We start from the raw sequence: 8,144 nt of genomic DNA, 5'->3' as shown, positions 1-8,144 counted from the left end.
CCCCGGATCTCCAGGTCGCGCAAAAGGTTCAGCACGGGCTTGACGTAGATGCGGGTGGGCGCAAGCAGGGCCTCGCCCAGGGTCACGCCGCCCTCGGGCAGCATGTCCGTGGCCTTGCAGCCGGATTCGTCCAAAATCTTGCGGATCAGCGAATAGCCGTTGGAGTGCGGCCCCGAGGACTCGATGCCGATGATCACGTCGTCCACGGCGATGCTGGAGCCGTCCACGATGCGGGCGTTGTCCACGATCCCGACGCAAAACCCGGCCAGGTCATAGACTCCGTCGGGGTAAAACCCCGGCATCTCGGCCGTTTCGCCGCCCAAAAGGGCGCACCCGGCCTGCTTGCAGCCTTCGGCGATGCCCGCCACCACCTGTTCGGCCAGATCCACGTCGAGCCTGCCCGTGGCGAAATAATCGAGGAAAAAAAGCGGCTTGGCCCCTTGCACCAGGATGTCGTTGACGCTCATGGCCACCAGGTCGATGCCGATGGTGTCGTGGCGGCCAAGCATCTGGGCCAGCTTGAGCTTGGTGCCCACGCCGTCGGTGGAGGCCACCAGCACGGGCTCGGCGTAGGCCTCATGATCGAGTTTGAAAAGCCCCCCGAAGCCGCCGATGTCCGAAAGGACGCCTTTGTTGTAGGTTGCGGAAACAAGGGACTTGATGCGCGAGACCAGACTGTTCCCGGCCTCGATGTCCACCCCTGCCCGTCTGTAGGCGTCGGCCCTGTCGGCCATATACACGGCTCCTTGAACATGGTAATGTGTCAGCCAAAGCGCATATCGTCTTTGCCCTGGAAAAACAAGGAGCCGTGGCCATGAGCGGCGTACACGTCCAGATGTCCGATGCCGACGGCGCAGGCAAGGCGGCGCGCCGATTCAAGCCAGGGGCGTGGCGGGCGGCGCCCCTCGTCGCCGCAGTCCTGACGCTTCTCGCCTGGCCTGACGCCCTCTGGGCCGACGGAAACCAGGGACCGCCTCCCCAGGCCCCGCCGCCGCAACTCCCCGCCGATGCGGACGAGGATGGCGATGCGCCGCGACGGGATTTCCGCATGGGAACCCGGGACAACATGAGCATGGGCCGCGACAAGGAAGGCAATCTGGTGATGGAGGTGTCCCCGCGTCCGCGCAAGCCCCAGGACACCCCGAACATGCCCATGTACATCACGCCCCAGATCTATACCGGCTACGGCCCCTACACCGGCCAGGGCCAGACCGCCGGACAAAGCCAGGGTCAGGGGGTTCAGGGCCAGTCCGCTGGACAAAGCCAGGGTCAGGGGGTTCAGGGCCAGTCCTTCGGCCAAAGCCAGGGCCAGGGGGCCCAGGGGCAACCGACCGGGCAGCCTGGCGCTGGCGCCGGGCACGCCGCCCCGCCCATGGTCCATTCGCCGCAAGGGGCAGGCCCCCAGGGCGCCATCCCGGCGTCGCCGGGACCGAGTCGGGGGGCGCCGCCGGGACAATGACCCACAAGGGGGGGTACGCCATGCATCAAGCCGCGTTGTGGAAACCCTTGGAAAACGGCCGCGTGCAGTGTCGCCTGTGCGCCCACTTCTGCCGCATCGCCCCCGGGCAGCGGGGAATCTGCGGGGTCCGGGAGAACCGCGACGGCACGCTTTTCACCCTGGTCTACGACAAGGTGGCGGCCGTCAACCTGGACCCGGTGGAAAAAAAGCCCCTCTACCATTTCCTGCCGGGCAGCCTGACCTTTTCCTTCGGCGCCATGGGCTGCAACCTGTCATGCACGTTCTGCCAGAACGCCGACCTTTCCCAGTCGCCGCGCCAGGGCAGGCCCATCACCGGCCAGGCCGTCACCCCCGAGGCCCTGGTCCAGGCCGCCCTGGACAGCGGCGCGGCCAGCATCTCCTATACTTATTCCGAGCCCACCGTCTTTTTCGAACTCATGCGGGACACGGCCACGTTGGCGAAAAAGGCGGGCCTGAAAAACATCCTGGTCTCCAACGGCTTCCAGAGTCCCCAATGCCTGGACGAACTGGGCCCGCTCATAGACGCGGCCAACATCGACCTCAAGGCCTGGAACGAGGAGTTCTACCGGGACATCTGCGGGGCCCGGCTCGGACCTGTAAAAAAGAATCTGGTCCACATCCGCCGCCTCGGCTGGTGGCTGGAGGTCACCACCCTCCTCATCCCGGGGCTCAACGACGACCCCGGGGAATTGCGGGAGATGGCCGCCTTTGTTTTCGCCGAGCTTGGGGCCGACACGCCCTGGCATCTGTCCCGGTTCCATCCCGACCACGCCATGCGCGACCGGGGCCCCACGCCGCCAAAGACCCTGGAGGCGGCCCGGGACATCGGACGCGCCGCCGGGCTGCGCTTCGTCTATGTGGGCAACCTGGGGCCGGGGGAGCGCAACGACACCCTGTGTCCGTCCTGTGGGGCGACGGTGGTGCGCCGGACGGGGTTTTCCGCCGAACCGGCGCGGCTTCGGGCCGGGGCCTGTCCGGACTGCGGGGCCATGGTGGCCGGGGTGTGGGGGACATAGGGGCGCGGGCCTGAAACCGCGCCTTGCCTTGGGCCGGGGAATCCGGTAGTCAGACGGGTCTTCGCGTCGGGGCGTGGCGCAGACTGGTAGCGCGCGTGCTTTGGGAGCACGATGCCGGAGGTTCAAATCCTCTCGCCCCGACCAATTGTGACGCCAAAGGGACGGTTCCATGGGACCGTCCCTTCTTCATGACAAAGCCCCGGTTTTTCGCAACCGGGGCTTTGCGCCGCCAGCGGCGGCCAAGCCGCCGGGCGGAAAGGCACGATAATCCCTCGCTTACGGCGCGGGCTGCGCCGCGGCCTGCTCGTGATTTTCGAGGCTTCCGACGTTGTCGGCAGCCTCGTCCCTTTCTCATGCGCCTGGGGCTTCTTCCTGGGGCTTCGCCTCGTCCGGCGGCTTCGGCCCGTCCGGCGGGGTATCGGTCGGCGTCGGAAGGGTCTCCTCCGCCTTCTTCTTTTTCTTGCCCACGAAATAGGCCACCCAGATGCCCACCTCATAGAGGATGATGATGGGTCCGGCCATGAGCAACTGGTTCACGGCGTCCGGGGTGGGGGTCAGGATGGCGGCCGCAATGAAGGCCAAAAGCACGGCCCAGCGCCGGAACTTGCGCAGGGAGGCGTTGGTCACCACGCCCATGCGGGCCAGGAAAAAGATGGCCACGGGCAGGTTGAAGATGAGCCCGAAGGCCAAAAGCAGGGTCACGGCCAGGGAGAAATAGTCCCCCACCGTGGGCATGATGGTCACCAGATCCGAGGCGTAGTCCACGAAAAATTTGAAGCCGAAGGGAAAGACCACATAATAGCCGAAAAGCGCCCCGCAGGCGAAAAAAATCGCCGAGGCCAGGGCCGCCGGAATCACCATGCGCCGCTCATCGCGGTACAGTCCCGGCCCCACGAACCGCCAAAGCTGGTAAAAAATGTAGGGACTGGCCACGAAGATGCCGCACACGAAGGCCAGCTTCATCACCGTGAAAAACTTCTCCGGCAGGGTCAGCGCGATCAGCCCCGTGCCCTCGGGCAAGACCCGGGCCAGGGGTTCGAGCAAAATCCCCAGAAGACGTTCGGCAAAGGCGTAGCTGATGAAAAATCCCACGCCGATGGCCGCAAAGCAGCGCAACAACCGGTTGCGCAGTTCGGTCAGGTGCTCAAGCAGGGTGACCTGCCGGACCCCCGTTTCCCCCTCGGAAGATGGCCTGCCGTCTTTTTTTTCATCCATGGTCGCGTACTATCCCTTCGTGCCCAAGGTCCGCTGCCGGACCTGTCCGGGTTATAATTCCACCTGCACCCCAAGCTCCACCACCCGCCCGGGGGGGATGCCGAAATAGGTCGTGGCCGACCGGGCGTTCTGGGACATAACCGCGAAAAGCCGTTTGCGCCAGGACATAAGCCCCGACCGGCCCGTGGTCAAAAGCGTCTCCCGACCCAAAAAATACGTGGTCTCCGACGGCCCGTCGGCGGAAAGCCCCAGGGATCTGGCCCGGGCCATGATCGCGGGCGCCTTCGGGGTCTCCATGAATCCATACCGGGCCACCACCCGCTGAAATCCCTGTCCCAGGTCGCTTATGGTCAAACGCTCGCCCGGGTCAACCGACGGGGTGTCCGCCGAGGTCACGGTCAAAATGACCACATGCTTGTGCAGCACTTTGATATGCTTGAAGGAATGCAGGATGGTCAAGGGGGTTCCGTCGGGAGAGACCGACATGAACACCGCCGTGCCCGGCACCCGGTGGGGCTTTTTTTTCGCCACATCGGCCAAGAAATCGGCCAGCGGGATGGACACGGCCAGGAACCTGCCGTGCAGGGCCTTGCGACCGTCGCGCCAGGTGGTCATGGCCACCACGACCATGGCCGCAATGAGCACGGTGAACCAGCCGCCATCCAGTATTTTGAGCAAATTGGAGGAAAAATAGGCCAGATCGAAGACCAAAAACACGACCACGGGAACGGCCACCTGCCACAGGGGTCTTTTCCAGGCGTAGCGGGCCACGAAAAAATACAAAATGGTGGTGATGCCCATGGTGGCCGTGACCGCGATGCCGTAGGCCGCCGCCAGGCGGCTGGATTCCTTGAAGATGAGCACCAGCCCGATGCAGGCCCACATGAGCGCGAAATTGATCTCAGGAATATAGATCTGGCCCTCGAAATTCCGCGAGGTGTGGACGATGCGCAGCCTGGGGCAGACGCCGAGTTGGATGGCCTGGCGGGTCAGGGAGAACACCCCGGAGATCATGGCCTGGGAGGCGATGACCGTGGCGAACGTGGCCAGGGCCACCATGGGGTAGAGCATCTCCCGGGGAACGATGCCGTAGAAGGGGTTGACGGCGATCTCCGGCCGGGCCAGAAGCCCCGCGCCCTGGCCGAAATAATTGAGGACAAGGGCCGGACAGACCAAGGTCAGCCAGGAAAGGCGGATGGGACCGGCCCCGAAATGCCCCATGTCGGCGTACAGGGCCTCGCCGCCGGTGATGCACAGGACCACCGACCCCAGGACGATCAGGCCGTGCATGTGGTTTTCCATAAAAAACCTGACGGCCGACAGCGGGCTTATGGCTTCGAGCACGGACAGATCCTCGAAGATGTGGACCAGCCCGACGGCCCCGATGACCGTGAACCACACCAGCATCACCGGCCCGAAGACCCGGCCGATGCCCGCCGTGCCATGCCGCTGTACTGCAAAAAGTCCGAAGAGGATGGCGCAGGTGATGGGCAGGATGAACGGCGCGGCGGCGTCCGTGGCGGTGTTTAAGCCCTCCACGGCGGAGAGCACGGAGATGGCCGGGGTGATGATCCCGTCGCCGTACAGCAGCGCCGCCCCGCACAGTCCCAAAAAGGTCAGAAGCGGGGTAATCCGGGCCAGGGCCCGCCCCTTGGGCAGAAGCTCCAGCAGGGCGAAGATGCCGCCCTCCCCCCGGTTGTCGGCCCGCAGGATGAACAGCACGTATTTGATGGTGACCACCACCATAAGCGACCAGAAGACCAGGGACAGCACCCCAAGGACGTTGTCCCGGGTGAGCTCGATGGCATGCATGCCGTGGAAGCATTCCTTGACGGCGTACAGGGGGCTGGTGCCGATGTCGCCGTAGACGATGCCCAGAGCCCCGAGCGCCAGGGCCAGCTTCCCGGGTGCGCCAGCAAAAGGGGACGGGGCACCGGCGACGCCGGGGGTTTCCGGGCCTGCCGGGTCGGCTGCTTCATCGGCTGGGTCGGGAGGGGTCTGGTTCATCGTGGCGCATGACGGAGCGCCAGGCCCGGCGCGCATCAGGGAGGCGGGGGACGTCGGCGGCCCTTTTTTTTGGGTCGCCGTGGCGCGAAACGGGGGGCATCCGTCCGGGGTCGAGGTTTCTCCTCAAAAAATCACGCCACACGCCTGACGGCCTGGGACGTGATCCTGTCGTGGGGGATGTATGCCCGACGGGTTGACGTGGCAAGGCCTTTTTCGGAACCCCTCAGCGGTCGGGGGATGTTGCGCCGCTGCCCTGATGGTACCCTTCGTCCTCGCCCTCCGGGGCCTCGCGGACCTGGGTCACTCGAAAGGGCATCCCCAGTTCGTCCAGATTGACCTGGGCCCTGGCCAGCTTGACGGCATGGGCCTCGTTGTGGGCGCTGACCACGACATAATCGGTTTCACTGACGCGTTCCTTGCGCCGAAACCATGTGGTGAAAACATGAACCTTGGTGGCGAAATACACCCTGTATTTTTTCATGGCGACCTGTAATCGTATCTTTTTTTGCGCGCGCCGAGCCCGACCGGGCCGCAGGAGTCGAGACAAACGAGGAGGAGATGACGGCGAGGCATGTCGGGAGGCAGTATGACAGGCCGCGTGGGAGGAGTCAACGCGCCCTGGCGGCCGCAAGGCCCCCGGAATCGCCCCCGGGCGAGGCGCAGCAAAAACCCCCGGCAAAACAGACCGGGCCGAAATCGCCGCATGCGCGATCCCGGCCCGACATCACTTTCTCATAATCTCACTTTTCAGACGAGTTGCATCCCCACCGTTCGACATGCTTCGCCAAAAGCAACACCGCCAAAACAAAAGGGATTACCAGCAAATATTTGGTCAGGATCATGGGAACGACTCCTTTTTCCCATGGCTAAGCAAAAGCGATGCCGCCCCGGCTGGCCGCCCCCGGTCCGGGCGTCGCCGCAGGCCGCCGCAGGGAGGATGGCCTTGACCGACGCGCCACTTTATTTTACCCAGACATTCCGCCTTTCGCGGGATTTATTTTTTCGACGGCGCGGCATCCACACATCATAGCGGCACGACAACCACGCGGGTCCACGCGAGACGGGACACGCCAGGGAACGATATTATGGAAAACATCCCCCTCTCCATCCAGGGCTACCGGAAACTCGAAAACGAACTGGGCAGGCTCAAGGGCGAACGTCCCGAGGTCATCCAGGCCATCAAGGAGGCCCGCGAGGAAGGAGACCTGAGCGAAAACGCCGGATACGACGCGGCCCGGGAACGCCAGGGCCTGCTCGAGGCGCGCATCAACTACATCGAATCCCGCATGGCCCTGGCCAACGTCATCGACCTGGACACCTTAAGCGGCGACCGGGTCATCTACGGGGCCACGGTGGAGCTCGAGGACATGGATACCGGAGACGTCAAGAAATACACCCTGCTCGGACCCGACGAGGCCGATCCCACCAAGGGCAGCATTTCCATCCTCTCGCCCGTGGGGCAGGCGCTTTTGGGCAAGGAGGAAGGGGACGACATCGTGGTGGACGCCCCGCGCGGCAAGATCAACTATGAGGTCATCGCCGTGACCTTCCTGGGATCGGCGGGGCTTCGCCTCTAACCGCCCCCCGGCCCACGCAGCCCGGTTTCCGTCTTTCCCCGCAAAGGCGCCTTTATGACAAGGGCGCCTTTCGTGTTTTTTCCGGAGCCTCCCCGGCCAGATATTTTCCCAGCACAGCGGCCAACGTGTGCGCGTCCACGGGTTTGGCCAGGTAATCGTCAAAACCCGAGAGCAGAAACCGCTGCCGTTCGCCGGGCATGGCATAGGCCGTCAGGGCCACCAGGGGCAGCCGGGGCAACGCAAGGCGCGCCTCCCGCTCCCGTATGGTCCGGGCCGTCTCCACCCCGTCCATCACCGGCATCTGGATGTCCATGAGCACCAAGCCCACCCGGTCGCCCTCCTCGGCCTCGAGCCACCGCAGGCACTCCTGCCCGTTCTCGGCCTCAAGGACCGAAATCCCCATTTCGCGCAGGAAATCCCGGGCCACGAGGCGGTTCACGTCGTCGTCCTCGACCAGAATGACCCGGGCCCCAGGCATCACGGGCAGGCCCATAGCGTCGCCCGGCCCGAAGTCTTCCGGCCACCGGCTCGCAGGAAGCTCCAGGGGCAGGGCGCAGGACACGGCCACCCCCTGTCCGTCCTCGCTGTCAACCGCAAGGGCGCCGTCCATGAGCCCCACCAGGCGCTTGACGATGGCCAGCCCCAGCCCCGCCCCCTGGTACTGCCGGGTATAGGTTCCCTCCACCTGGCTGAAGGCCTCGAACACGGTGTCGATCTTCTCCTCGGGGATGCCGATGCCCGTATCGGACACCTCGAAAACCAGGGTGACCATGTCCGGCGAAACAGCGGGAACGGCCCAGGCCGAAAGGCGAACCGAGCCCTGGGGGGTGAATTTGATGGCGTTGCCCA

General features: G+C 64.8%; 8 protein-coding genes and 1 tRNA gene. 4 read left to right on the top strand and 5 right to left on the bottom strand.

Translation table 11 applies throughout. The features are described from left to right. Window positions 1-734: phosphoribosylformylglycinamidine cyclo-ligase (gene purM / locus V3572_RS01035; protein ID WP_332109114.1), on the bottom strand; the 734-nt coding region annotated here is incomplete at its 3' end. Between the two features lie 80 nt (window positions 735-814). Here purM and V3572_RS01030 point away from each other — a divergent pair. From V3572_RS01030 to V3572_RS01020, 3 genes are all read left to right on the top strand, one after another. Further along, window positions 815-1,459 carry a hypothetical protein gene (locus V3572_RS01030; protein WP_332109113.1) on the top strand — a complete coding sequence of 215 codons (645 nt, stop codon included), beginning with the start codon at window positions 815-817 and terminating at the stop codon, window positions 1,457-1,459. Between the two features lie 20 nt (window positions 1,460-1,479). Continuing rightward, window positions 1,480-2,496, top strand: coding sequence for an AmmeMemoRadiSam system radical SAM enzyme (amrS, locus tag V3572_RS01025; RefSeq protein ID WP_332109112.1), 1,017 nt, complete (start codon window positions 1,480-1,482; stop codon window positions 2,494-2,496). Window positions 2,497-2,563: 67 nt separating this feature from the next. Then, window positions 2,564-2,640 (top strand) — tRNA-Pro (locus V3572_RS01020). 207 nt (window positions 2,641-2,847) lie between these two features. Here the strand turns inward: V3572_RS01020 and tatC are convergent. From tatC to V3572_RS01005, 3 genes are all read right to left on the bottom strand, one after another. After that, window positions 2,848-3,711, bottom strand: coding sequence for a twin-arginine translocase subunit TatC (gene tatC / locus V3572_RS01015; RefSeq protein WP_332109111.1), 864 nt, complete (start codon window positions 3,709-3,711; stop codon window positions 2,848-2,850). Window positions 3,712-3,762: 51 nt separating this feature from the next. After that, a complete protein-coding gene (locus V3572_RS01010) occupies window positions 3,763-5,718 on the bottom strand; it encodes a potassium transporter Kup (RefSeq protein ID WP_332109110.1) in 1,956 nt (651 codons plus the stop codon). 223 nt (window positions 5,719-5,941) lie between these two features. Next, window positions 5,942-6,199 carry a hypothetical protein gene (locus tag V3572_RS01005; RefSeq protein ID WP_332109109.1) on the bottom strand — a complete coding sequence of 86 codons (258 nt, stop codon included), beginning with the start codon at window positions 6,197-6,199 and terminating at the stop codon, window positions 5,942-5,944. Window positions 6,200-6,803: 604 nt separating this feature from the next. Here V3572_RS01005 and greA point away from each other — a divergent pair. Next, entirely contained in the window at window positions 6,804-7,295 is a 492-nt protein-coding gene (gene greA / locus V3572_RS01000) for a transcription elongation factor GreA (protein WP_332109108.1), read from the top strand. 52 nt (window positions 7,296-7,347) lie between these two features. On the opposite strand, the gene V3572_RS00995 is transcribed toward greA, so the two are convergent. Beyond that, window positions 7,348-8,144: response regulator (locus V3572_RS00995; protein ID WP_332109107.1), on the bottom strand; the 797-nt coding region annotated here is incomplete at its 5' end.

Origin of the sequence: Desulfolutivibrio sp., from assembly GCF_036584575.1 — a bacterium.
In the GTDB taxonomy this organism is placed as follows: Bacteria; Desulfobacterota; Desulfovibrionia; order Desulfovibrionales; family Desulfovibrionaceae; genus Desulfolutivibrio.
The sequence above is the reverse complement of the archived record's forward strand: the minus strand, read 5'-3'. Positions and strand labels throughout refer to the sequence as shown.